The 24658-nt window shown below is 44.5% G+C and carries 23 protein-coding genes, 1 riboswitch and 1 other annotated feature; of the genes, 20 read left to right on the forward strand and 3 right to left on the reverse strand.

What is annotated here, in order from left to right; all coding sequences use genetic code 11:
* Positions 1–133: 133 nt before the first annotated feature.
* Positions 134–523 (forward strand): general stress protein, encoded by a 390-nt coding sequence (locus CVN76_RS21150; protein WP_100532945.1) that lies wholly within the window; start codon positions 134–136, stop codon positions 521–523.
* A 33-nt stretch (positions 524–556) separates the two neighbouring features.
* Here CVN76_RS21150 and sspI read toward each other — a convergent pair whose 3' ends face one another.
* Positions 557–766, reverse strand: a complete 210-nt coding sequence (gene sspI / locus CVN76_RS21155; protein ID WP_061142185.1) for a small acid-soluble spore protein SspI — start codon at positions 764–766, stop codon at positions 557–559.
* A gap of 123 nt (positions 767–889) precedes the next feature.
* Between sspI and CVN76_RS21160 the strand changes: the two genes are divergently transcribed.
* The 3 genes from CVN76_RS21160 (at position 890) to pheT (ending at position 5475) form a co-directional block, all read left to right on the forward strand.
* Positions 890–1642 carry a TrmH family RNA methyltransferase gene (locus CVN76_RS21160; RefSeq protein WP_100532946.1) on the forward strand — a complete coding sequence of 251 codons (753 nt, stop codon included), beginning with the start codon at positions 890–892 and terminating at the stop codon, positions 1640–1642.
* Between the two features lie 50 nt (positions 1643–1692).
* Positions 1693–1933, forward strand: a binding site (T-box leader).
* A gap of 58 nt (positions 1934–1991) precedes the next feature.
* Positions 1992–3032, forward strand: coding sequence for a phenylalanine--tRNA ligase subunit alpha (pheS, locus tag CVN76_RS21165; RefSeq protein ID WP_100532947.1), 1041 nt, complete (start codon positions 1992–1994; stop codon positions 3030–3032).
* Between the two features lie 28 nt (positions 3033–3060).
* Positions 3061–5475 carry a phenylalanine--tRNA ligase subunit beta gene (pheT, locus tag CVN76_RS21170; protein WP_100532948.1) on the forward strand — a complete coding sequence of 805 codons (2415 nt, stop codon included), beginning with the start codon at positions 3061–3063 and terminating at the stop codon, positions 5473–5475.
* A gap of 125 nt (positions 5476–5600) precedes the next feature.
* Here pheT and rnhC read toward each other — a convergent pair whose 3' ends face one another.
* A complete protein-coding gene (gene rnhC, locus CVN76_RS21175) occupies positions 5601–6560 on the reverse strand; it encodes a ribonuclease HIII (RefSeq protein ID WP_100532949.1) in 960 nt (319 codons plus the stop codon).
* Positions 6561–6731: 171 nt separating this feature from the next.
* Here rnhC and zapA point away from each other — a divergent pair, with 171 nt between their 5' ends.
* The 14 genes from zapA (at position 6732) to CVN76_RS21240 (ending at position 22129) form a co-directional block, all read left to right on the forward strand.
* Positions 6732–6992, forward strand: coding sequence for a cell division protein ZapA (zapA, locus tag CVN76_RS21180; protein WP_057911494.1), 261 nt, complete (start codon positions 6732–6734; stop codon positions 6990–6992).
* Between the two features lie 4 nt (positions 6993–6996).
* Positions 6997–7542 (forward strand): CvpA family protein, encoded by a 546-nt coding sequence (locus CVN76_RS21185; protein ID WP_100532950.1) that lies wholly within the window; start codon positions 6997–6999, stop codon positions 7540–7542.
* 193 nt (positions 7543–7735) lie between these two features.
* Positions 7736–9454 (forward strand): DNA polymerase/3'-5' exonuclease PolX, encoded by a 1719-nt coding sequence (polX, locus tag CVN76_RS21190; RefSeq protein ID WP_100532951.1) that lies wholly within the window; start codon positions 7736–7738, stop codon positions 9452–9454.
* 36 nt (positions 9455–9490) lie between these two features.
* Positions 9491–11845 carry an endonuclease MutS2 gene (locus CVN76_RS21195; RefSeq protein ID WP_100532952.1) on the forward strand — a complete coding sequence of 785 codons (2355 nt, stop codon included), beginning with the start codon at positions 9491–9493 and terminating at the stop codon, positions 11843–11845.
* A gap of 62 nt (positions 11846–11907) precedes the next feature.
* Entirely contained in the window at positions 11908–12315 is a 408-nt protein-coding gene (locus tag CVN76_RS21200; protein ID WP_061142176.1) for a DUF350 domain-containing protein, read from the forward strand.
* Positions 12316–12522: 207 nt separating this feature from the next.
* Positions 12523–12684, forward strand: a complete 162-nt coding sequence (locus tag CVN76_RS31165; protein ID WP_157805739.1) for a hypothetical protein — start codon at positions 12523–12525, stop codon at positions 12682–12684.
* A 167-nt stretch (positions 12685–12851) separates the two neighbouring features.
* The gene (locus CVN76_RS21205) at positions 12852–14549 is read left to right on the forward strand and encodes an AMP-binding protein (RefSeq protein ID WP_100532953.1); all 1698 of its coding nucleotides are present in this window, start codon (positions 12852–12854) and stop codon (positions 14547–14549) included.
* A 196-nt stretch (positions 14550–14745) separates the two neighbouring features.
* Positions 14746–15333, forward strand: a complete 588-nt coding sequence (locus CVN76_RS21210; RefSeq protein ID WP_061142174.1) for a TetR/AcrR family transcriptional regulator — start codon at positions 14746–14748, stop codon at positions 15331–15333.
* A 126-nt stretch (positions 15334–15459) separates the two neighbouring features.
* Complete coding sequence (locus CVN76_RS21215) at positions 15460–16233, forward strand: enoyl-CoA hydratase (protein WP_100532954.1); 774 nt, start codon at positions 15460–15462, stop codon at positions 16231–16233.
* Between the two features lie 128 nt (positions 16234–16361).
* Positions 16362–17135, forward strand: coding sequence for an electron transfer flavoprotein subunit beta/FixA family protein (locus CVN76_RS21220; RefSeq protein WP_100532955.1), 774 nt, complete (start codon positions 16362–16364; stop codon positions 17133–17135).
* A gap of 72 nt (positions 17136–17207) precedes the next feature.
* Positions 17208–18185, forward strand: coding sequence for an electron transfer flavoprotein subunit alpha/FixB family protein (locus CVN76_RS21225; RefSeq protein WP_100532956.1), 978 nt, complete (start codon positions 17208–17210; stop codon positions 18183–18185).
* Between the two features lie 197 nt (positions 18186–18382).
* Positions 18383–18697 (forward strand): thioredoxin, encoded by a 315-nt coding sequence (trxA, locus tag CVN76_RS21230; protein ID WP_057911504.1) that lies wholly within the window; start codon positions 18383–18385, stop codon positions 18695–18697.
* A gap of 103 nt (positions 18698–18800) precedes the next feature.
* Positions 18801–20573, forward strand: a complete 1773-nt coding sequence (uvrC, locus tag CVN76_RS21235; RefSeq protein ID WP_232732403.1) for an excinuclease ABC subunit UvrC — start codon at positions 18801–18803, stop codon at positions 20571–20573.
* A 61-nt stretch (positions 20574–20634) separates the two neighbouring features.
* Positions 20635–20811: riboswitch (Lysine riboswitch) on the forward strand.
* Positions 20812–20896: 85 nt separating this feature from the next.
* Positions 20897–22129 (forward strand): aspartate kinase, encoded by a 1233-nt coding sequence (locus CVN76_RS21240; protein WP_100532958.1) that lies wholly within the window; start codon positions 20897–20899, stop codon positions 22127–22129.
* 63 nt (positions 22130–22192) lie between these two features.
* On the opposite strand, the gene CVN76_RS21245 is transcribed toward CVN76_RS21240, so the two are convergent.
* The gene (locus CVN76_RS21245; RefSeq protein ID WP_061142168.1) at positions 22193–22648 is read right to left on the reverse strand and encodes a YslB family protein; all 456 of its coding nucleotides are present in this window, start codon (positions 22646–22648) and stop codon (positions 22193–22195) included.
* 384 nt (positions 22649–23032) lie between these two features.
* Here CVN76_RS21245 and CVN76_RS21250 point away from each other — a divergent pair, with 384 nt between their 5' ends.
* Positions 23033–23641 (forward strand): succinate dehydrogenase cytochrome b558 subunit, encoded by a 609-nt coding sequence (locus CVN76_RS21250; protein ID WP_061142167.1) that lies wholly within the window; start codon positions 23033–23035, stop codon positions 23639–23641.
* A 72-nt stretch (positions 23642–23713) separates the two neighbouring features.
* Positions 23714–24658 (forward strand): FAD-binding protein (locus tag CVN76_RS21255; RefSeq protein ID WP_157805740.1); only part of this gene is annotated, 945 nt, incomplete at its 3' end.

A 24658-nucleotide genomic window follows, 5' to 3' on the forward strand; every position in this document is an offset into this window, starting at 1 on the left:
CCTTTAGGCAAAGGAGTTTTTCGGCCAGGTACTAGCATTTCCCATTGCATTATTTGCTTGTTTATTGATAAAGCGACAAGGTATAATTACAGAGGAATTCTATTTCAAGTGAAGTAATAAGGAGGAAGAAAACATGGACAAAAACGTTTACGGTGTTTTTGACTCTAATCCGGAATTACTTGCTGCAATTCATGATTTACAAGCAAAAGGCGTGACTGGCATACAAATGACAGTCGCAGCTGATATAAAAAATGATGTGCAGCTAGGAAACGACCATACGGATATATTGATCATCGCCAATCAGGATAAGGATACTTTTTTAGAGAAAATCATTCATTTCTTCACAGAAGAAGGTTCAGGGGATTTGCGTACCTTTTTCACGAAATACGGGTACTCCGTAACCGAGACGAATGCGATTCTTGAAGAAGTGAAAGCAAAAAAATTCATTCTGCTTCTTGATGAAGAAGTATCTGTTGAAGAAATGATGGCTGACCCAGATAAAGTGGTGCCGATGACGAAGTGAGCGAATCAAAAAAATAACAGCCTCCGAGGGCTGTTATTTTTTTAATCCTGATTCAAGGGCATTAATCATTTCCTGTTTTTCTTGATCAGATGAATTTTGCCAGATGACCTCGAACAATACTCCCAAGCCAGGCAGCATTTTTTCCTCGCCGTTTTGTATCGCATCGACAATCGTATCTTCCAGCTGCTCCTGCGAATTTCCAGATACATTTTGGATGATCGCATTACGTAGGTTTAAATTCACAATTATTCCTCCTCTAACACATAATGACTGACATTAATAGCATTTCACAAACGAGCATGCAATATGTATGCGATTTGCGTTATAATAGGAAAATCAGTGTGAAGTTAAAGGAGCGTTTTACCCTTGAAATATATCGAATCCGTAAAAAACCCGCAAGTCAAGCAATGGAAGAAGCTATTGACGAAAAAAGAGCGCGATAAGACAGGCAAATATTTAGTCGAGGGATTCCACCTTGTTGAAGAAGCCTTAAAAGAAGAAATCGTCATGGAAGTCATCGTAAATGAAGAAACGGAAATGCCCGCCCATTTTAAATTGGAAGGCACGGAAGTCATTTATGTGAAACATGATATTATGAAAGCGATATGCGACACCGAGGCCCCGCAGGGAATTGCTGCGGTGTGTGAACAGAAAGTAATGAGCATGGAGTCCATCAATCTGGATAAACTATTATTGATTGATGCTGTTCAGGATCCGGGGAATATAGGTACGATGATCAGGACAGCGGATGCAGCTGGTATGGATGCAGTCATCGTTGGCGAAGGATGCGCAGATTTATATAACCCGAAGGTGGTCCGTTCGACACAGGGAAGTCTATTCCGTATGCCTGTCATCAAAGCAAACCTATCCGAGGTCATCGAAGAGCTGAAACAGAAGGGGACGCCGGTTTATGGCACGGCTTTGGAAGGCGCTTCACCATTTGAAGAAGTCGAAAAAACAACCCGATTCGCCCTGCTTGTCGGTAATGAAGGCCAAGGTGTTTCGAAAGAATTATTGGCAAAAACGACTCAAAATCTCTATATTCCCATTTATGGAAAAAGCGAATCGCTTAATGTAGGGATCGCAGCCGGGATTTTAATGTATCATTTGCGAAAATGAATTTGAAACGGCCGCCGAATTATAATATAATGAAACAGAATTTTATAATGCAAACAACGATGACAAAGAGTAGTAACTTAAGATATCCATATCCAGGGAAAAAATGCCTCGACTGAAAGCATTTTTATGGCGCTGCTTAAGTGAATTCACCTTTCGAGTTGGCATTGGGAAGACACATCGTCCGAAAAATGTTCCGGTGAAAAGCCGTTATTTTCATGAAGTGAGTGCAGGAGTTTATTTGTCTTTGCACTAATAAGGGTGGTACCGCGATACATAAACCTCGTCCCTTTAGGGATTGGGGTTTTTTTGTGTTCATTTTTACAAAAGGAAAATAAAGGAGGAAAACATGATGCAGGAACGATTACTAGAACTGCAGGAAGAAGCGTTGCAAAAATTAACCGCCGCTTCCGAACTTAAGGAACTGAATGAAGTCCGGGTTGCTTATTTAGGGAAAAAAGGCCCGATCACTGAGGTATTGCGTGGCATGGGGAAGCTATCAGCAGAGGAACGCCCGAAAATCGGGGCGCTTGCCAATGACGTCCGTGAGGCGATCGCTTCAAAAATCGAGGAAAAACAAAAGGCTCTTGAAACGGCAGCTGTCAATGCTAAGCTAGCAACGGAAACGATTGACGTGACATTGCCAGGACGTCCCGTAAACAAGGGGAACCATCATCCGTTAACACGTGTTGTGGAAGAAATTGAAGATTTATTCATCGGAATGGGATACACCGTTGCAGAAGGTCCGGAAGTAGAAAGCGATTACTACAACTTCGAGGCACTTAACCTGCCAAAAAGCCATCCGGCACGTGATATGCAGGACTCCTTCTACATCACGGAGGAAATCCTGATGCGGACGCACACTTCACCTGTTCAAGCAAGGACGATGAAAAAACATAAAGGTCAAGGCCCTGTTAAAATCATTTGCCCGGGGAAAGTATATCGCCGCGATAACGATGATGCGACACACTCCCATCAATTCCAGCAAATCGAGGGCTTGGTCATCGATGAGAACATCAGCATGAGCGATCTAAAAGGAACGCTTGACGTATTTGCCAAAAAGGTATTCGGGCAAGATCGTGAAATCCGTCTTCGTCCAAGTTTCTTCCCATTCACGGAGCCATCCGTCGAAGTGGATATTTCCTGTAAAATCTGCGGTGGTAAAGGGTGCAGCGTATGTAAAAAAACAGGCTGGATCGAAGTGCTTGGTGCCGGGATCGTTCATCCGAACGTCCTTGAAATGGCTGGGTTCGATTCCAAAAAATACTCTGGGTTCGCATTTGGAATGGGCGTGGAACGGATCGCGATGCTGAAGTACGGTGTGGACGATATTCGCCATTTCTATACGAATGATGTTCGATTCTTAAAGCAATTCAACCATCACGAAGCATAAATTTTATTTTTATAAAGGAGGACCTACCATGTTTGTCTCATATAAATGGTTACAAGATTATGTTGACCTTTCAGGCATCAATCCGGCGGAGCTAGCTGACAAAATCACGAAAAGCGGCATTGAGGTTGAAGGGGTGGAAAAGAAAAGTGAAGGGCTAAAAGGCGTCGTCATCGGCCACGTCATTGAACGTGAACAGCATCCAAATGCCGATAAATTGAATAAGTGCCAAGTTGATATCGGGGCAGAACATCCCGTTCAGATCATCTGTGGGGCACCGAATGTCGATAAAGGCCAAAAAGTCGCAGTCGCCACTGTTGGCGCAGTCCTTCCAGGTAATTTCAAAATCAAGAAAGCGAAGCTGCGCGGAGAAGAATCGCACGGGATGATTTGCTCCCTCCAAGAATTGGGGTTTGAATCCAAGCTCGTTTCCAAGGATTATGCTACAGGCATCTTCGTCTTCCCCAATGATGTGGAAGTGGGGAAAGATGCATTGGAGGAGCTTGGTTTAAGTGATGAAGTGCTGGAACTCGGGCTGACTCCAAACCGTTCGGATGCTTTGAGCATGCTCGGTGTAGCCTACGAAGTGGGGGCTATCCTCGGCCGGGAAGTGAAATGGCCGGTCATCGAGAAAGAAGAAGCAGCTGAAAAAGCGACGGATTACATCAGTGTCAAAGTGGAAGCGAAAGAAGATAACCCGGTATACATCGCTAAAATCATCAAAGATGTAAAAATTGGTCCTTCACCGCTTTGGATGCAAACACGACTAATGTCGGCAGGTATCCGTCCGCATAATAATGTCGTCGATATCACGAATTACATCTTACTTGAATACGGCCAGCCGCTGCATGCCTTTGATTATGACCGACTCGGTTCAAAAGAAATCGTCATCCGCAGGGCGAAGGATGCTGAAAAAATCGTAACGCTGGATGAAGCAGAACGCACATTGACACCGAATCATTTAGTGATCACAAACGGCAGCGAGCCTGTTGCGATAGCTGGTGTGATGGGCGGAGCCGATTCTGAGGTGAAAAACGATACGACGAACATCATCCTTGAAAGTGCCTATTTCGCAGGTACGGTCGTTCGTAAAGCTTCAAAAGACCATGGCTTGCGCAGTGAAGCGAGTGCACGTTTTGAAAAAGGCGTCGATCCGGCCCGTGTACGTGAAGCTGGGGAACGTGCGGCACAATTGATTGCCCAATATGCTGGCGGAACAGTCCTGCAAGGAACGGCAGAAGTGGACGAATTGACAATGGAACCTGCAGTCATCAGCATCACCCTTGAAAAAATCAACAAGCTTCTTGGAACAGACATGACCGTAACCGAAGTGGAATCCATCTTCAAGCGCCTGCAATTCGGCGTGGAACTTGACAATGAAACGTTCACGATCACTGTACCGACACGCCGTGGGGACATTACGATTGAAGCTGACTTGGTCGAAGAAGCAGCACGTTTATATGGCTATGATAACATTCCGACTACACTGCCGATCGGTTCTGCCACCCCTGGCCATTTGACGGACTATCAAATGAAACGGCGGAAGGCACGCCGTACACTTGAAGGAGCAGGCCTTTATCAAGCGGTGACATATTCACTGACAAGCGAGGAAAAAGCAGCGCAATTCGCATTGGAAGCAAGAGAATCGATTCGACTAGCCATGCCGATAAGCGAAGAAAGAAGCCAGCTGCGCCTAAGCATCGTGCCTCAATTGCTGGAAGTCGTAAAATATAACAATGCCCGCCAACTTGATTCACTAGCTCTATATGAAATCGGATCAGTATTCTTTAAACGGGATGACCACGAGCTACCAGATGAAAAAGAACATATCGCCGGAGCCATCACAGGCCTATGGGAAGCACATCCATGGCAAGGCGAAAAGAAACCGGTCGACTTCTTTGTAGCCAAAGGCGTGATCGAAGCATTATTCGATACACTTGGGTTAACGGATCAAATCAGTTACCGCCAAGCACAAATCAATGACATGCATCCAGGTCGGACAGCGGAAGTCCTGTTGAATGGTGATGTGATCGGCTTTATCGGCCAAGTGCACCCAACTGTCCAAAAAGACTTGGATATAAAAGAAACATATATTTTCGAACTTTCCTTAAAGGCATTGGCAGAAGCCGAAGTGGCGCCAATTGCCTACGAAACCATTCCGCGCTACCCATCCACGACACGCGATATTGCGCTCGTTGTCGATCAAGCGACAAAAGCCGGAGACATTCAAAACATTATTGAAGAAGCCGGAGGCAAGCTACTCAAGGAAGTAACCATCTTCGACTTATACGAGGGTGAAAGAATGGAGCAAGGCAAAAAATCCATTGCCTACTCACTGAAATACTTCGATCCGGAACGTACACTGACCGACGAAGACATTACAAAAGCACATGAAAAAGTACTAGAAGCCGTAAAAGAAAAAGCCGGCGCAGAACTAAGAGGATAAAACAAAAAGACAGCTCCCTGAAACGCGGGAAGCTGTCTTTTTATGAACTCCCGAGTAATGTGCCCAAACTGGCGGGTAAACTGCAAAAAAAAGCGGCTGTTCCCGGAAGAACGGCCGCTTCGCCTTTATTTATGGTATTTTTGTTGGTATAACCGCTTTGCTTTTTCGGTATTGGCGAAGTGGGTTTTCGTGAATTCGTGCAATGAGTCCATTCCTTTTTCATGAATTAATCGTGCGGCGGCTTCGTCCACGGCAAATCCGGCTCCTTTCGGGATTTTGAATCCGACTTTTTCACTTAGCAAATCAAAGCGTTTGACGAAGGCGTATCGTGCCAGGATGGATGCGGCGGCTACGCCAAGGTGGATGCCTTCCGCTTTTGTGCATAAATAAGTGGCGTTTGCCTGAAACCGTTCTTGGCCCTTCAAATAATTAAAAAATACATCAGGTTGGGCGAATTGGTCGATAAGGACAGCTTCCGCTTGCTCCGGCTGAATTTTTTGCATGAGAAGCTTGATCGCTTGGTTATGGAGGAGGGCCTTCATTTTTCCTTGTGACATCCCCTGAGCCTGAAGCGTATTATATTTGGGGTTATCGCAAGTAAGCAGGCTGAATGGCACGACATTCTTGATCTGTTTGGCAATTTGGATGATCTGAGGATCTTTCAGATTTTTCGAATCCTGAACACCAAGCTCCCTCAATAGGGGAAGCTGCTCCTTTTTCGCATAAACGGCTACGACCGTAATCGGGCCGAAATAGTCTCCTGTCCCAACTTCATCGGAACCTATCACGGACATCGTTCCGATATTGGCAGGCGGTGAATACCGGTGGACATTGACCGAAGAGGTTGATGCCGTTTTTTTCTTTGGCGTGGCGGCTGTAGCGGCCTGCTGCCATTTACCGGCTTCCAGTTCGGCATTCTTGCCTTGAAAAAGGACCTTACCGGATTTATAGGCGGTCACCGTGCATAGCGGCGGCTTGGCGGAAAAGATGCTCCCTGGCGGCTGTTTGGTGGCTAAGGTTGAAGTATAATGAACTTGCATCGCTTTTATTTGGGCGGGATTGATGAGTAAAACAACATGGGACATAATCGGTAAACTCCTAACTTCATATTATTATTTAGGCAAGCTGTTTCTTAGTTCGTTTTCATTTGACAAATTATTGCAGTTTTTATACAAGAAATGACGTGGTACTCTCTTTCATGACGAAAAACTTCATGATATGATAGAATTAGGATTGTTTAGATTGGGGGCATCATTTTGTCAGACGATAAACGAAATAAAACAACAGTTGATATATACGGACAACCATATACAATCGTCGGAACAGAAAGCGCAAGCCATATGCGCCTGGTCGCTTCGATGGTTGACGAAAAAATGAGAGAAATCAGTATGAAAAACCCATACTTGGATACAAGCAAGCTAGCGGTACTAACGGCCGTAAATACCATCCACGAATATATTAAGTTAAAAGATGAACTAGACCAGCTTCAACTGGAATTAAAGAGAGAGAAGGACTGAGTACATGCTTGATTTAGCAATTCTGGCCATTCTTTTAATCGGTTTATTAATCGGTTTAAAGCGTGGCTTCATTTTACAGACTGTTCATATGACAGGGTTCATAGTGGCCTTTATCGTCGCATATGTGTTTTATGGAGATCTTGCTCCCAATCTGAAATTGTGGATCCCGTTTCCGACGATGAGTGATTCCTCGGCGCTTAATATGTTTTTTGAAACAGTCGGGCTCGAAACGGCTTATTACAATGCGATTGCCTTTGCCATCATTTTCTTTGCGGCCAAGATCCTTTGGCAAATGCTTGGCTCGATGCTCAATTTCATTACCCACCTACCGATATTGAAACAGCTGAATCGCTGGGGTGGCGGGATATTGGGCTTTATCGAAATCTATCTTATCATGTTTATTATATTATATATAGCTGCCATGCTGCCAATGGATTCGATCCAGAAGCCATTAGCGGGATCTTTTCTGGCAGAATCGATCGTGAAACATACACCGTTCCTTTCCGAACAAGTGAAAGAACTTTGGTTCCAAAAACCAGATCAATCATAATGACAGTTACCGAGGGCCTGCCTCCCTTTCTCAAAGTCCTGGATTTTGAATGGGGGAGGCCCCTTTTCTGTAATAGCGTGATCTTGCCCGGAATCATGGCAAGGAGCGGCCTGCTTGTACTTTACCTTCAAGAAAGGTATCTTTAAGAAAGAAAACAACGGATACCCTACTAATTTTTCGGCGGTGAAATAAATTGACGATCAACAAAAAAGATATCATTAAACTATTGGAAAAAATCGCAATATACATGGAATTGAAAGGTGAGAATCCCTTCAAGGTTTCGGCTTTCCGCAAGGCGGCAGGAGCGTTGGAAACGGATGACCGGAGTCTTGCGGCCATCGAGGACTTCACGGCTTTAAATGGCATCGGGAAAGGTACGGCATCGGTCATCGAGGAGTATATCAATGAGGGGAAATCGACCGTGCTTGAAGAACTTCAGGAGCAGGTGCCAAAAGGATTGATACCACTGCTTCAACTTCAAGGGTTGGGCGGGAAGAAAATTGCCAAACTTCATAAAGAGCTGCATGTCAATGATGTGAATGATCTAAAAACCGCCTGTGAAGAAGGCAGGGTTGCGGCCCTGGCCGGCTTCGGAAAAAAAACGGAGGAAAAGATCCTGGCAGCGATTGCCGAAGCAGGTTCAAGGCCTGATCGGCTTCCGCTTGCCTTCATGAGGCCAATTGCAGCTGATATTGAAACGGCTCTAGCCAACATGGAGCATATCATTCGGTCATCGAGGGCTGGCAGCATCCGCCGCATGAGGGAAACGATCAAGGACCTCGATTTCATCATATCGACAGATCATCCCGAAGAAGTGAAGAATCAGCTTCTTGCTATATCAGGGATCAAGCATGTGATAGCGGCAGGTGATACAAAAGTATCGGTCGTGCTTGATTATGAATATGATATTTCTGTCGATTTCAGGATCGTGAAGGATAAGGAATTCATCACGACACTGCATCATTTTACAGGTTCGAAGGATCATAATGTGAGGATGCGCCAGCTTGCTAAAGAACGAGGCGAAAAAATCAGCGAATATGGTGTGGAAGTGGCGGAAACTGGAGAGATCCTGACGTTCGAAACAGAAGAACAATTTTATCATCACTTTGATTTGCCATACATCCCACCGGAATTGCGTGAAGACGGAACCGAAGTGGAGCAATATGATTCAAGTGAATCGCTCATTTCTTTAGAGGCCATACAAGGTGATCTCCATATGCATACCACTTGGAGTGATGGGGCTTATACGATAGAAGAAATGATTGAAGCGTGCCGTGCAAAAGGCTATCGATATATGGCCATAACCGATCATTCGCAATATTTGAAAGTGGCGAACGGACTGACCGTAGAACGGGTCCGCGAACAAAAAAAGATCATTCAAGAGTTAAATGAAAAATACGATGATTTTACCGTGCTTTCAGGGATTGAAATGGATATTCTCCCTGATGGGACGCTTGATTATGACGATGACCTGCTTGCGGAGCTGGATTTGGTAATCGCATCGATCCATTCCAGTTTTTCACAGCCGCGAGAAACGATCATGGAGCGCTTGAAAACGGCCCTTAACAATCCACATGTCGATATCATCGCCCATCCAACGGGAAGGATCATCGGGAAACGGACCGGATATGATGTCGATATGGATATGCTGATCGAGCTGGCACGTGATACGAATACTGCCTTGGAGCTGAATGCGAATCCGAACCGCCTGGATTTGGCGCCTCCCCACCTGCGCAAGGCACAGGAAGCTGGCGTTACGATCGTAATCAATACCGATGCACACAGCATCGATATGCTGGAGCATATGCCAGTAGGAGTTTCATCGGCCAAAAAAGGCTGGGTCAAAGAATCTACGGTCCTGAATGCAAAGGATCCGGATGGATTATTAGCGTTTTTGAAGAGAAATGATTAACTATTTTGCCCATAAATAAGGAGGAGCTTTAACTCCATGCATAATAAAGCTTTAAAGACATTGGAATTTCATAAAATCAAAGAACAATTAATCTCTCACGCTTCTTCTTCAATAGGAAAAGAGAAGGCTGAGCAACTGATGCCTTCAACCGACTTTGAAGAGGTGACGAGGTGGCAGGACGAAACGGATGAGTCTGCCAAAATCGTCCGGTTGAAAGGCAACTTGCCATTGGGCGGGATTTTTGATATCCGGCCACATGCCAAAAGGGCCCAGATTGGCGGTATGCTTTCACCGATGGAACTGATGGAGCTCGCCAGTACGATTCGTGCCGGCAGGATCCTGACTCGTTTCTTCGAAGAATTGGCCGAGCAGGAAATAGATGTCCCGCTTTTAGCCGAATATATCGATTCGCTTCACCCGTTGATTGATCTGCAGCAGGAAATTACGTTTGCAATCAGTGAACATGGCGAAGTGATGGATTCTGCGAGCGATAAGCTCCGCACCTTAAGAAACCAGATCCGCACGAACGAAAGTCGTGTCCGTGAGAAGCTGGAAAGCATGATTCGTTCCTCGAACGCAACAAAAATGTTATCGGATGCCATCATCACGATCCGGAATGACCGTTTTGTCATCCCGGTTAAACAGGAATACCGCAGTGTGTATGGCGGGATCATCCATGATCAATCATCATCTGGGCAGACCTTGTTCATTGAGCCGCAAGCAATCGTGCAATTGAATAATGTCCTTCAGGAAACAAGAGTGAATGAAATGCAGGAAATCGAACGGATATTGGTGGAATTATCGGAGAAAGTCGGTGGGTACACGCCTGAATTGCTTCATAATGTCAAGGTGCTGGCACATATCGACTTCCTGGTTGCCAAGGCGAAATATGCCAAAGCGATAAAGGGGTCGAAGCCGAATCTTAATAATGAAGGACGCGTGAAATTATTCAAGGCGAAGCATCCGCTCATTCCAAGTGATGCCGTCGTCGCCAACGACATTTTCCTTGGTGATGATTTCACGACGATCGTCATTACCGGCCCGAATACAGGGGGAAAAACGGTAACCTTGAAAACGATTGGCCTTTGTACGTTAATGGCCCAATCAGGACTGCAAATCCCTGCGCTCGATGGCTCTGAAACGGCTGTGTTTTCCTCCGTTTATGCCGATATTGGCGATGAACAGTCGATCGAACAAAGCCTTAGTACGTTCTCGTCCCATATGGTCAATATCGTCGACATCCTAAAAAAAGTCGATTACGACAGCCTTGTCTTATTCGATGAGCTTGGTGCGGGAACCGACCCTCAGGAGGGAGCCGCTTTAGCGATATCGATTTTGGATGAGGTATATAAGCGCGGAGCACGTGTGATGGCAACGACACATTATCCGGAATTAAAAGCATACGGATATGATCGGGAAGGGGTCATCAATGCAAGCGTTGAATTCGATGTGGAAACGTTAAGCCCCACTTATAAACTCTTGATCGGTGTACCGGGACGAAGTAATGCTTTTGAAATTTCCAAGCGTCTAGGCTTGGATGAAAGCGTGATAAGCAATGCCCGCAGTCATATCGGCGAGGATACGAATAAAGTTGAAAATATGATAGCTTCTCTTGAAGATAGCCGCAAGAAGGCGGAAGAGGAGGAGCTGGAAGCCAAGAACCACCTGGAACAGGCGGAAATCCTTCATAAAGATTTGCAAAAGCAAATGGGTGAATATGAAGAAGAACGCGATGCGCTTGCCGAAAAGGCAACAAAAGAGGCGGCTGCAATCGTTGAACAGGCAAAAAAAGAAGCCGAAGCGATCATCGCGGATTTACGTAAATTGCGGCTTGAAAAAAATGCCGATGTGAAAGAGCACGAACTGATCGACGCGAAAAAACGACTTGAAGAAGCAACGCCTAAACTGAAGAAAACATCGAATAAAGTGGCAAGGCCTTTGGAGAAAAGTCTGAAACCGGGAGATGAAGTTAAGGTTGTAAGCTTCGGCCAAAAGGGTCATCTGATCGAAAAGGTTTCCGGTAATGAGTGGCAAGTTCAGATCGGCATCATGAAAATGAAGGTGAAGGAGTCCGACCTGGAATTCATCAAGGCTACAAAAGTGAAGGAAACCAAGCCCCTCACCACGATAAAAGGGCGGGATTACCACGTTAGCGTGGAACTTGATTTACGTGGGGAACGCTTTGAAAATGCCATCTCAAGAGTCGAAAAGTATGTGGATGATGCGCTATTGGCCGGATATTCAAGTGTCTCGATCATTCATGGTAAAGGGACGGGGGCTCTCCGGTCCGGAGTTCAGGAATACTTGAAAAATCATCGCGCTGTCAAAAGGATCCGGTTCGGCGAAGCTGGAGAAGGCGGAACGGGCATTACGGTGGTGGAATTTAAATAAAGGGTGGTCATGCCGGCTCTCTGCCTAGCCGGTTGGCCAGTTACCATTTTGGGAGTTGGACCATGGAGAATATGTGGGAAAATGAATATGTATATATAGCTGCTCGTTACAGTGTCGTAATTTTGTGCATGATTGTTTTTTTAGCCATTTTTGAACTTGTCACAAAGTACAAGAACTGGGAGGAAATCAAACAGGGAAACCTATCCGTGGCGTTGGCAACAGGCGGCAAAATATTTGGGATCGCCTATGTATTCCAGCAGTCCATCCTCCATCAGAACTCGCTCCTTACCATGATTGGCTGGGGTGTGTACGGATTTGTCCTTTTGCTGATCGGTTATTTCATTTTTGAATTTATGACACCTGGCTTTAAAATAGATGAAGAAATACAAAAAGATAACCGGGCAGTTGGATTCCTATCGATGATCATTTCCATCGCTTTATCTTTAGTCATCGGTGCCGGAATTTCTTGATGTCCATCATGAGAGGGAGAAAACTGTGGAGAAACTTGCAAAAATCCTGATTGTTTGTTGCGGAATCTTTTTTCTGCTTGGAATCGTTTATATGTTATTCTTCACTTGAAAGAAGCGGCCATATGCGTCGCTTTTTATTTTGCAGTCAAATAGAATGAGGAATTTCAAGCTTAGCACTTAAATGGCCACAATTTTGGAGGTCTGTACTTGGACCGTTCCATTGCACTGCAGGTGATCCCTTATCCAGAGGCGGTCCTTGAGTCTCCTCGGCTTTCAGCCTGCGGTGTCTTACGTAGGCGCGCAATTCCCGCAGGAGTGTCGCGCCTTCCGTTTCATACACTTATATTGAAAACGAATGTGGAATCCTGATTGCCCTCAGTTTGGGGTGGTTTCTAAGTTTTGTGGCTTATTGAATGCAACTAAGATTCTGCCATCAGCCTTTATGCTTATATTTCCTGATTTCAGCAATTGTAAGAAAATCCCGGTTGTATTATAATGAGAATGAGTATTGTGAATATTCAGAAGGAGGGGTGTACATGAGCCATAAGCCATGGCAAGCTCTTTATCCGGAACAGATACCAGCCGTACTATCGTACGAAGATAAGCCTCTTTATTCATTTTTGAAAGAGTCAGCCGAAGAATTCCCCGGTAAAGCATCCATTCATTTCCAGGGAAAGGAATTATCGTACCGCGAAGTTTATGAGTCGGCTTTAAAGTTTGCAGCCTATTTAAAAAGCATCGGCCTTCAAAAGGGAGAACGGGTCGCCGTCATGCTACCTAACTGCCCTCAAGGTGTCATCAGCTTTTTTGGGATATTGATGGCCGGCGGAGTAGTCGTTCAAACGAATCCAACGTATACGGAACGTGAACTTGAGTATCAAATGAAAGATTCCGGGGCGAAAATGATTTTAGTGATGGATATTTTATTTCCCCGTGTCACGGCAATCGCTTCTAGAACGAATATCGAACATATCATTGTAACCGCTATCAAGGAATATTTACCTTTTCCGAAAAATCTCATTTATCCATTCATCCAAAAAAAGCAATATGGAATCGTCGTCAAAGTGGAGCATGCAGGCAATCATCATTTGTTCACCGAAATCATGAAACGGGAAATCCCCGAGGAAGTGCTCGAGCCGATCGATGTGAATGAAGACCTTGCCCTTTTGCAATATACGGGAGGGACAACGGGCTTTCCGAAAGGGGTCATGCTTACTCATAAGAACTTATTGGCGAATACGAAGATGTGCAATGCGTGGCTTTATAAAAATAGGCGCGGGGAAGAAAGGGTCCTGGCCATTTTACCATTCTTCCACGTGTATGGGATGACGACGGTATTGGTTCTTTCCGTCATGGAAGGGAATACGATGATCATCATGCCGAAGTTCGATATCGAAGCGACGCTGAAAACCATCCAAAAACAGAAACCGACGATGTTTCCCGGTGCGCCAACGATGTATATCGGTCTACTGAACCATCCGGATATCGGCAAGTATGACCTGTCTTCCATCAATGCCTGTATAAGCGGTTCTGCAGCATTGCCCTTGGAGGTTCAAGAGCAATTCGAAAAAATAACGGGCGGAAAGCTCGTTGAAGGCTATGGACTTTCGGAAACTTCTCCGGTGACCCATGCTAATTTCATTTGGGATCAGCCCAGGGTAAAAGGCAGCATTGGATTGCCATGGCCAGATACGGACTCGGTGATCTTGTCCCTGGAAACGGGTGAAGAGCTTGCGCCGAATGAAATTGGGGAAATAGCCATAAAAGGACCTCAAGTGATGCAGGGATACTGGAATCGACCGGAAGAAACGGAAAGCACTTTTAAAAATGGCTGGCTGCTTACAGGCGATTTGGGATACATGGATGAACAGGGGTTCTTTTATGTGGTCGAGCGGAAAAAAGATACCATCATTGCAGGGGGATTCAATATATACCCGCGTGAGGTGGAAGAGGTCCTATATGAGCATGAGGCGATTCAAGAGGTTGTAGTGGCAGGAATACCTGATCCATATCGCGGTGAAACCGTCAAAGCTTATGTTGTCCTGAAAAAAAATGCCAGTGCGACTGAAGCAGAATTGAATGAGTTTGCCAGAAAGAGCCTGGCTTCCTATAAGGTGCCGCGCAGCTATGAATTCAGGGAAGAACTGCCCAAAACGACAATAGGAAAGATCTTGAGAAGAGTCCTGATCGAGGAAGAAAAGAAGAAGCTATCCGACGAAAGAAAAGAAGCGTAAAGCAGCATCGTCTAAACGGAGCAGTGGCATGGCTCCGATTTTTGGAGAGAAGCTGGACAACCTCCAGATCGAGGCTGTACAATGGAGATAATGGAGTGGCAGTACTCTTTGAAGTTTTTGCTTGACAGGCAAGGGTCGTCATTTTATGATAGAAATATGAATGATGATTCATTCATTTTCTGAAAGGGGACAGCCAGTGAAACGCAACAGACCAAAGTATAATCAAATTATTGACGCAGCCGTCATCGTCATTGCCCAAAACGGCTATTATCAAGCTCAAGTATCCAAAATCGCCAAGCAGGCAGGCGTAGCGGATGGCACCATATATCTTTATTTCAAAAATAAAGAAGATATTTTAATATCATTATTTCATGAAAAGATGGGCTATTTTGTGGAACAAATCGAAGAAGAGCTCAAAGGAAAATCCACAGCGTCGGAAAAGATGCATGTGCTTATCCAGAAACATTTTCAAATCCTTTCAGAAGACGTGAATTTAGCAATTGTCACCCAGTTGGAATTAAGGCAGTCGAATAAAGAATTGCGCCTAAGAATCAATGATGTGTTGAGAGGGTATTTAAATTTAATCGATCAGATCATCATTGAAGGAAAAGAGAAAGGCGAATTCCTGCCCGATTTAAATAATTTACTTGCAAGGCAGATGATATTCGGAACGATAGACGAAACGGTGACGACATGGGTCATGAATGAGCAAAAGTATTCTCTTTCGGACCTTGCACCAGACGTTCATCGCCTCCTGCTCGGAGGATGCGGCCTTAGAAGTTAACGGTTTGAATGGAGGATGGCTAACCATCCTCTAAAAGAATCGGTTAATGGCTTTCCGTTTTATTAAGGGAAGAGATACATATTGAATGTTCAAAAAAGTTCGACTAACATGACAGGAGGGATGGATATGCAATACCTTAAGCTTTCTATCGAAAATCATGTGGCATCCATAACGATTGAACATGCACCTGCAAACGCACTTTCCTCGGCCATCATCGGGGAGCTGTCAGAGGCCTTCGATCAAATCGGGCAAAACGAAGAGGTGCGAGTTGTCCTACTTCATGGCGAAGGAAGATTTTTCTCGGCGGGAGCTGACATTAAAGAGTTTACTGAAGTGAAAAATGGTGAAGCTTTCATATCCTTGACCAAGAAAGGTCAAGCTGTATTCGAAAAAATCGAATCCTTCCCGAAACCGGTCATTGCCGCCATCCATGGTGCAGCACTTGGCGGAGGATTGGAACTGGCAATGTCCTGCCACATTCGTTTGGTAACCGAAAGGGCAAAGCTAGGTTTGCCTGAGCTGCAGTTGGGTTTAATCCCTGGTTTTGCCGGCACACAGCGCCTTCCTCGTTATGTAGGCACGGCAAAAGCAGCTGAAATGCTCTTTACAAGCGAACCGATTACAGGTACTCAAGCCGTGGAATGGGGTCTGGCGAATCATGCCTTCAGTGACGAAGAACTGCTTCCAAAGGCAAATGAGCTGGCAAAAAAAATCGCCAAGAAAAGCCCGGTTGCTTTAAAGGCGGCCATCGAGTTATTGAATTATTCCAAGCATGATTCCTACTATAAAGGTGTGGATAGGGAAGCGGCCCTCTTTGGCAAAGCTTTTGAGACGGCTGATGCAAAAGAAGGAATTCAGGCCTTCATCGAAAAAAGGGAAGCTGTATTCAAAGGGAAATAATAGTTTTGTAGGTACCAAAAAACTATTTTTAAATATTATGCAGGATTTTGCCGGAACCTGAAGAATAGTATTAATATATCAAAAAAATTCATAATCTTCAAAACTCAAATCATTCGGGAGGTATTACCGTGAACATTTATGTGCTGCTGAAAAGAACATTCGATACAGAAGAAAAAATTACATTATCCAATGGGAAAATTAATGAGGATGGAGCAGAATTCATCATTAATCCGTATGATGAGTATGCTGTTGAAGAAGCCATCCAAGTGCGTGATGCACAAGGCGGCGAAGTAACGGTCATCTCCGTCGGAAGCGAAGAGGCTGAGAAGCAATTGCGTACAGCTCTTGCAATGGGTGCAGATAAAGCGGTATTGATCAATATCGAAGATGATATAGAAAATGGCGACCAATTCACGACTGCCAAAATCATAGGCGAATACTTAAAAGACAAAGAGGCCGATTTAATCATTGCAGGGAATGTGGCCATCGATGGCGGTTCAGGTCAAGTCGGTCCACGCGTTGCCGAAATCTTAGAAATCCCTTATATCACAACGATCACTAAATTGGATATTGCAGATGGAAATGTAAGCGTTATCCGTGATGTTGAAGGGGATTCCGAAACGATCGAAGCATCTCTTCCGTTGTTGGTCACCGCTCAGCAAGGCTTAAATGAGCCGCGTTATCCTTCTTTGCCAGGGATCATGAAAGCGAAGAAAAAACCGCTTGAAGAATTGGAATTGGATGATTTGGACCTGGAAGAGGAAGATGTTGAAGCGAAAACAAAAACGATCGAAATCTACCTTCCAGCCAAAAAAGAAGCAGGAAAAGTCTTGAGCGGCGAGATCGGTGACCAAGTTAGCGAACTTGTGCAATTATTACGCAGCGAAGCTAAAGTAATTTAATAGAAACGGTTCCTTTTTAAAACAAACTACACACAACAAATGGATAAAATAGAGCACAGGAGGTTTTTATAAATGGCTAGAAAGTTTCTTGTATTGGGCGAAGTTCGCGACGGTTCACTAAGAAATGTATCATTTGAAGCGATCGGTGCGGCTAAACTTGCTGCAGATGGCGGAGAAATCGTAGGTGTTTTAGTTGGTGACAGTGTTCAAGATTTGGGGAATGAATTGATCCAATTCGGTGCAGACCGGGTTGTCGCCATCGAAAACGATCAATTGAAGCAATACACTTCAGATGGCTATGCGCAAGCCTTGCTCGCCGTCATCGAGCAGGAAAAGCCCGAAGGCATCTTCTTCGGCCATACGGCACTTGGAAAAGACCTTGCCCCTAAATTGGCTGGAAAGCTTGAATCAGGTTTGATTTCTGACGTAACATCCATCGAAGAAGAAGGCGGAAATATCGTTTTCACCCGTCCGATTTATTCTGGTAAAGCTTTTGAAAAGAAAATTGTTACAGATGGAGTGATATTCGCAACGATCCGTCCGAACAATATTGAGCCATTGGCGAAAGATGAGTCCCGCTCCGGTGATGTAGCTGCATTGAGCGTGGATATTAAGGATTTACGCACCATCATAAAAGATGTTGTCAGAAAGGCAAGTGAAGGCGTCGATCTTTCAGAAGCCAAGGTAATCATCGCTGGCGGCCGCGGAGTGAAAAGCGAAGACGGCTTTGAACCTTTAAAGGAACTGGCACAAGTTCTTGGCGGAGCGGTAGGGGCTTCCCGTGGTGCATGTGACGCGGATTATTGTGACTATTCTTTGCAAATCGGCCAAACGGGTAAGGTCGTTACACCTGACCTATATATTGCCTGCGGAATCTCTGGAGCGATTCAGCATTTAGCTGGTATGTCCAACTCCAAAGTGATCGTAGCCATCAATAAAGATCCTGAAGCGAACATCTTCAATGTAGCTGACTATGGAATTGTCGGCGATCTTTTCGAGGTCATTCCATTACTGACGGAAGAATTCAAAAAACTTAAAGTGAATGCTTAAAAGCGTAAACGGCTTCGAATAAGGGATGGGACATTATATGTCTTGTCCCTTATTTTATTGATATAGGCTGCGAATTATGGGTGCATATTCCCTCTTTATTTGGACATCCTACCACTGAAGCAAAATGTTAGCATCGATTCTAGCAACAATGGTATACTGTCTTTAGTTATTTGAGTAAATTTGAGGAGGAAATATATATGGCTATTGTAAATGCAACTGACCAAACGTTCACAACGGATACTAGCGAAGGTGTCGTTCTTGTAGATTTCTGGGCTCCATGGTGCGGACCTTGTAAAATGATCGCTCCTGTTCTTCAAGAGCTTGATACGGAAATTGGCGATTCAGCGAAAATCGTAAAAGTGGATGTAGATGAAAACCAAGAAACAGCTGGAAAATTCGGTGTAATGAGCATTCCGACACTGATCGTCCTTAAAGACGGTGAAGTGGTGGATAAAGTGGTTGGCTTCCAACCTAAAGAAGCTCTTGCTGAGCTTATTGCAAAACACGCTTAATAAACGGGTCAGCTAAAAAAAGCTTCAGGTCTCCGGACTTGAAGCTTTTTTCGCTATCTTGATATATAATAATTGTAAAATGGGAGAACAGGAGGCTGAAAGCATGAACCAGCAAATAAAGAATAAACTTGCCCTTCTTCCCGATCAGCCTGGTTGTTATTTGATGAAAGATCGTCAGGGAACGATCATTTATGTAGGCAAGGCGAAAGTGTTGAAGAACCGTGTCCGTTCCTATTTCACGGGATCCCATGATGGAAAGACATTTCGGCTCGTAAATGAGATTGAGGATTTTGAATACATCGTCACATCTTCCAATATCGAGGCTCTCATTTTAGAGCTGAATCTAATCAAAAAACATGATCCAAAATATAATGTCATGCTTAAGGATGATAAAACATATCCCTTCATCAAGCTGACCGCTGAGCGGCATCCCCGCCTGATCATTACGCGAAAGGTCAAAAAAGACAAAGGGAAATACTTCGGTCCATACCCTAATGCTTTTGCGGCTAACGAAACGAAAAAACTGCTCGACCGCATCTATCCTCTTCGAAAGTGCAATACGCTGCCGGATCGGGTTTGCCTTTATTATCACCTTGGTCAATGTCTGGCTCCATGCGTATATGATGTGGAGGAACAGGAATATAAAAAAATGGTCGATGATATCAACCGTTTCTTGAATGGCGGGCATACCGAGATTAAGAAAGAACTGACCGAAAAAATGCTGGAGGCATCCGAAGAGCTGGATTTTGAGAGGGCGAAGGAGTTTCGTGACAAAATTGCCCATATCGATATCACGATGGAAAAGCAGAAAATGATGTCGACCGATTTCATCGACAGGGATGTATTCGGATTTGCCCATGATAAAGGTTGGATGTGCGTTCAAGTATTCTTTGTAAGACAAGGTAAATTGATAGAAAGGGACGTATCCCTATTTCCCGTCTATGATGAACCGGAACAGGAACTGCTCACATTCCTGGGTCAGTTTTACGAGATTACGAACCATTTTAAACCGAAGGAAATCCTGCTTCCCGAGTCGGTGGATGCTGAACTGGCTGAAGGCCTGCTTGGCGTGAAGACGATTCATCCAAAGCGGGGTTCGAAAAAGGATATGTTGAAATTGGCCAATAAAAATGCCTCCATTGCGCTTCAGGAAAAGTTTTCATTGATTGAGCGTGATGAAGAAAGAACGATCAATGCGGTGGAAAACCTTGGAGTGCAATTGGGGATCTATACCCCGCATCGAATTGAGGCCTTCGATAACTCCAACATCCAAGGAAGCGATCCTGTTTCCGCTTTGGTCGTGTTCATTGATGGCAAACCCGAGAAAAGGGAATACCGCAAATATAAGATCAAAACCGTCCAGGGGCCTGATGATTATGGATCGATGCGCGAAGTCGTCCGAAGAAGGTATTCACGGGTATTGAAAGAGGGTCTTCCGCTTCCGGATTTAATCATCATCGATGGCGGTAAGGGACATGTGGAGGCCGTCCGCGATATTTTGGAAAATGAACTGGGCCTGGATATCCCGCTTTCTGGCCTGATTAAAGATGAGAAGCATAGAACATCTCAATTGATGATCGGCAATCCTCTTGAGCTTGTACCGCTTGATTCCCGGAGTCAGGAATTCTACTTATTGCAAAGAATACAGGATGAAGTGCATCGGTTTGCGATTACGTTTCACCGCCAGCTGCGAGGCAAAAATGCCGTGCACTCCCAGCTGGATGATATTCCGGGAGTCGGCGAAAAACGAAGAAAGCAATTATTGAGACATTTCGGTTCATTGAAGAAAATTAAAGAGGCCTCGGTCGAGGAAATTATCGGAGCGGGCATGCCAAAAGGGGTAGCTGAGGGAATCGTGAGAAAATTGCAAGAATAATCTTGCCCCCCACAAATCTCTATGCTATGATTAAAAGGAATTTTTAACTAGACAACTTAAAAGTGCTGATAGAGGTGCGGAATTCAAGAGTAAAAACCTGGAGAAGTATGAGTTTCCATGATGGGTTTTGAAAGGGGAGGACGCCGAAGGAAGACAAGTCTCATAGCTTGTTTTTCTGGTCTGACATTTAATAAATGGCGGATTGTCAGGGTGTATGCCCTGGAGAGCTATCTCACTGTGCTTACAGGATTGGATATGTGATCACAGCAATGAGATATTTCTCATTGCTTTTTTTATTGCCTAAAAAGAGAGGGTGCATGAGGATGGCATTAATCGTACAAAAATTCGGCGGGACATCCGTCGGCAGCGTTGAAAAACTTAAAAATGTTGCCAATCGGGTAATCGAGGAAGCGGAGAAGGGCAATGAGGTAGTCGTCGTTGTTTCAGCAATGGGTAAAACGACCGATCAATTGGTTTCCATGGCCCATGATATATCCAGCGCCCCCAGCAAGAGGGAAATGGATATGCTATTGACGACGGGGGAACAGGTTACGATTTCCCTGCTGACGATGGCCTTGCTTGAGAAGGGGCATGAAGCGATCTCGTATACTGGCTGGCAGGCAGGGATGCAGACGGAATCCGTACATGGGAATGCCCGGATATTGGATATTGATGCTTCGAGAATCCAAGCTAGACTGCAAGAAAGGCAGATCGTCGTCGTGGCCGGTTTTCAGGGAAACGATGTTAATGGGGAAATCACTACATTGGGGCGTGGCGGTTCCGATACGACCGCAGTTGCCATCGCTGCAGCGCTCAATGCGGATAGATGTGACATTTACACGGATGTTACGGGTGTTTTCACAACGGATCCGCGCTACATTAAAGAAGCGCGCAAACTGCAATCCATCTCTTATGATGAGATGCTCGAGCTTGCCAATTTAGGGGCGGGCGTGCTCCATCCAAGGGCTGTCGAATATGCGAAAAATTATCAAATCCCGCTTGAAGTCCGTTCAAGCATGGAGAGGGAATCAGGAACGATCATTGAGGAGGAAGCAACTATGGAAGAAAACTTAATCGTGCGCGGCATCGCATTCGAAGATAGCATCACTAGGGTGACGGTTTATGGCTTGCCCCAATCACTTGGTGCATTATCAACCATTTTCATGACGCTTGCGAAAAACCAGATCAATGTTGACATCATCATTCAAAGCATGACTGCAGAGGATACGACCAACTTATCATTCTCCATAAAAAGTGAAGATAAAAAAGCGGCTTTGATCGTGTTGGAAAATAATAAAGAGCAGTTGGCCTTTGACAGGGTTGAAACGGAGGGCGGACTGGCCAAGGTGTCAATCGTTGGATCGGGTATGGTATCCAATCCTGGAGTGGCTGCCGAGATGTTTGAAGTGATGGCCAATACAGGCATCCAAGTGAAAATGGTCAGCACATCGGAAATTAAAGTTTCGACTGTCGTCAATGAGCTGGAGATGGTGAAGGCGGTAGAATCCCTGCATGAAGCATTTAAACTTGGTCAGCATGCAAATGTGCTAGCCTGATTGTATGGAGTCCAGTAAAAAACAGACTTCCGGTAAAAAGGGTAAGTCTGTTTTATGGGCTCGTTAGATTGGATCTCTGGGATCCCATTGAATGGTGAATGTCACTTTTTTTGCGCGGCGTTTAACTTCTTCCGTTGATTCGCTGAGGAATTTTTTTTGCAGTGTGAACTGCTCGGCAAGAAAGCCGGCTTCAAGCTGGAAGTGACAGTCAGGATGTAAATCCAGGCGGCGGCTGATTATTTCACCCGACAAGGATAACTCCATCTCGTTTTTCGTATACTTGATGATTTCCAAATCTCCCCAACCGGCGCTTTGGAAAAATTCAATAACCTCTTGATCGCCATTCAGTGGGAATTTTCTTGCTAACTGTTTACCTGCCCAATAGAGGATCTGATTCGAGTCTTTTCCGAGTATATCGTTCAGAAGTACTTCCCTGATTAATTCATATCCGAAAGCCGGAACTTGGAACTCTTCAGTTTGAATTTCTTCCTCTATCGCTGCAGCAATATTTTTTTTCATAGTTTATCGCCTCTTTCTGTAAATCTATTATAAACGTTTTTCTTTTGCAAATTATATTGTTTTTTTATTTATTTAAAAGGCAAATGGAAAAAAATGATAAATTATACCGAAATATTAATGGATTCATACATTATTTCTCGTAATATAGCCTTGACAAATAAAAAAACATGCATTTTTAGCCAATAATATCTATTTTAAAAAAGAGATTTGTTGTATCCGTTTTCTTGACGCACATAGAAGTCAGGAGTAAAATGGACATGTCACATAATTGTAAGAAAGTATAGGAGAGCTTTTTGCACTCTATACTTTATTTTCACGCGGAGATAAAAGGTAGCCACCAGATTATCTTTGCATGATTTTTCACAAATTAAGGGGGGGCACTTAGTGGCAAAAAATCGCGAGTTTGGGAATCGTAGACTTCATTCACTTCTTGGAGTTATTCCGATTGGTCTATTCCTAATTTTTCATTTATCGGTAAACTTTATGGCAACAAAAGGGGAAGAGACATTTAATGGGGCCGTTCATTTAATTGAATATACGCCCGTAAAGCTTTTGGTAGAGTGGGTCGTCATCTATCTACCGATCATTTTCCATGCTGTGTACGGAATTTATATTGCCTTTACAGCAAAAAACAACTTGGGGAGATTTAGTTTCTTCCGTAACTGGATGTTCATGTTGCAACGCCTGACTGGAATCATAACGCTGATTTTCCTTGTTTGGCATATTTGGGAGACTAGAGTTCAAGCAGCCATGGGTGCTGAGGTTGATTTTGACATGATGGCAGAGATTTTCTCTAACCCATTCATGATCGTGTTCTATATTGTAGGTATTATTTCTGCAATTTTCCACTTTGCGAATGGATTATGGTCATTTGCAGTGAGCTGGGGTCTGACAGTTTCACCTAAATCACAAAAAATCATGACGTACGTAACTTTGATCATTTTCGTTCTGCTTTCTTATATCGGCGTTAGCGCAGTTTTCGCTTTCGTTTAAGAAGTTAGAGTTCATTTATAGTATCCGGATAAAAAACATAGCTTTGCTAATGGAAATAAGGGAGTGACAGAATTGGGTAAAGGTAAAATCATTATCGTAGGTGGAGGTCTAGCCGGCTTAATGGCGACGATCAAAGCAGCAGAGCTTGGACAACAGGTTGATTTATTTTCTTTAGTGCCTGTTAAACGCTCTCACTCAGTTTGTGCCCAAGGCGGAATCAATGGGGCAGTAAATACAAAAGGTGAAGGGGATTCTCCATTCATTCACTTTGATGATACAGTTTATGGCGGGGACTTCTTGGCTAACCAACCCCCGGTTAAAGCGATGTGTGAAGCGGCACCATCGATCATCCATATGTTTGACCGTATGGGCGTTATGTTCAACCGTACTCCGGAAGGTCTTCTTGATTTCCGTCGTTTCGGCGGTACACAACATAGCCGTACAGCATTCGCGGGTGCAACGACTGGTCAACAATTGCTTTACGCATTGGACGAGCAGGTTCGCCGTTATGAAGTGGAAGGACTTGTTACGAAATATGAAGGCTGGGAATTCCTTGGAGCTGTTATCGATGATGAAGAAACAGCACGCGGTATCGTAGCTCAGAACTTGACTACAATGGAAATCAAATCATTCCCTGGCGATGCAGTCATCATGGCAAGCGGGGGCCCTGGAATCATATTCGGTAAATCCACTAACTCGATGATCAATACAGGTTCAGCAGCATCGATCGTCTATCAACAAGGTGTTAATTATGCCAACGGTGAGTTCATTCAAATTCACCCGACAGCAATCCCTGGAGATGACAAACTTCGTCTAATGAGTGAATCCGCTCGTGGTGAAGGTGGACGTATCTGGACATATAAAGACGGAAAACCTTGGTATTTCCTTGAAGAAAAATACCCTGCTTACGGTAACTTGGTACCTCGTGATATCGCGACTCGTGAAATCTTCGACGTATGTATGAACATGAAGCTTGGTATTAATGGAGAAAACATGGTTTATCTGGATCTATCACAT

Source organism: Bacillus sp. mrc49 (assembly GCF_002803435.1).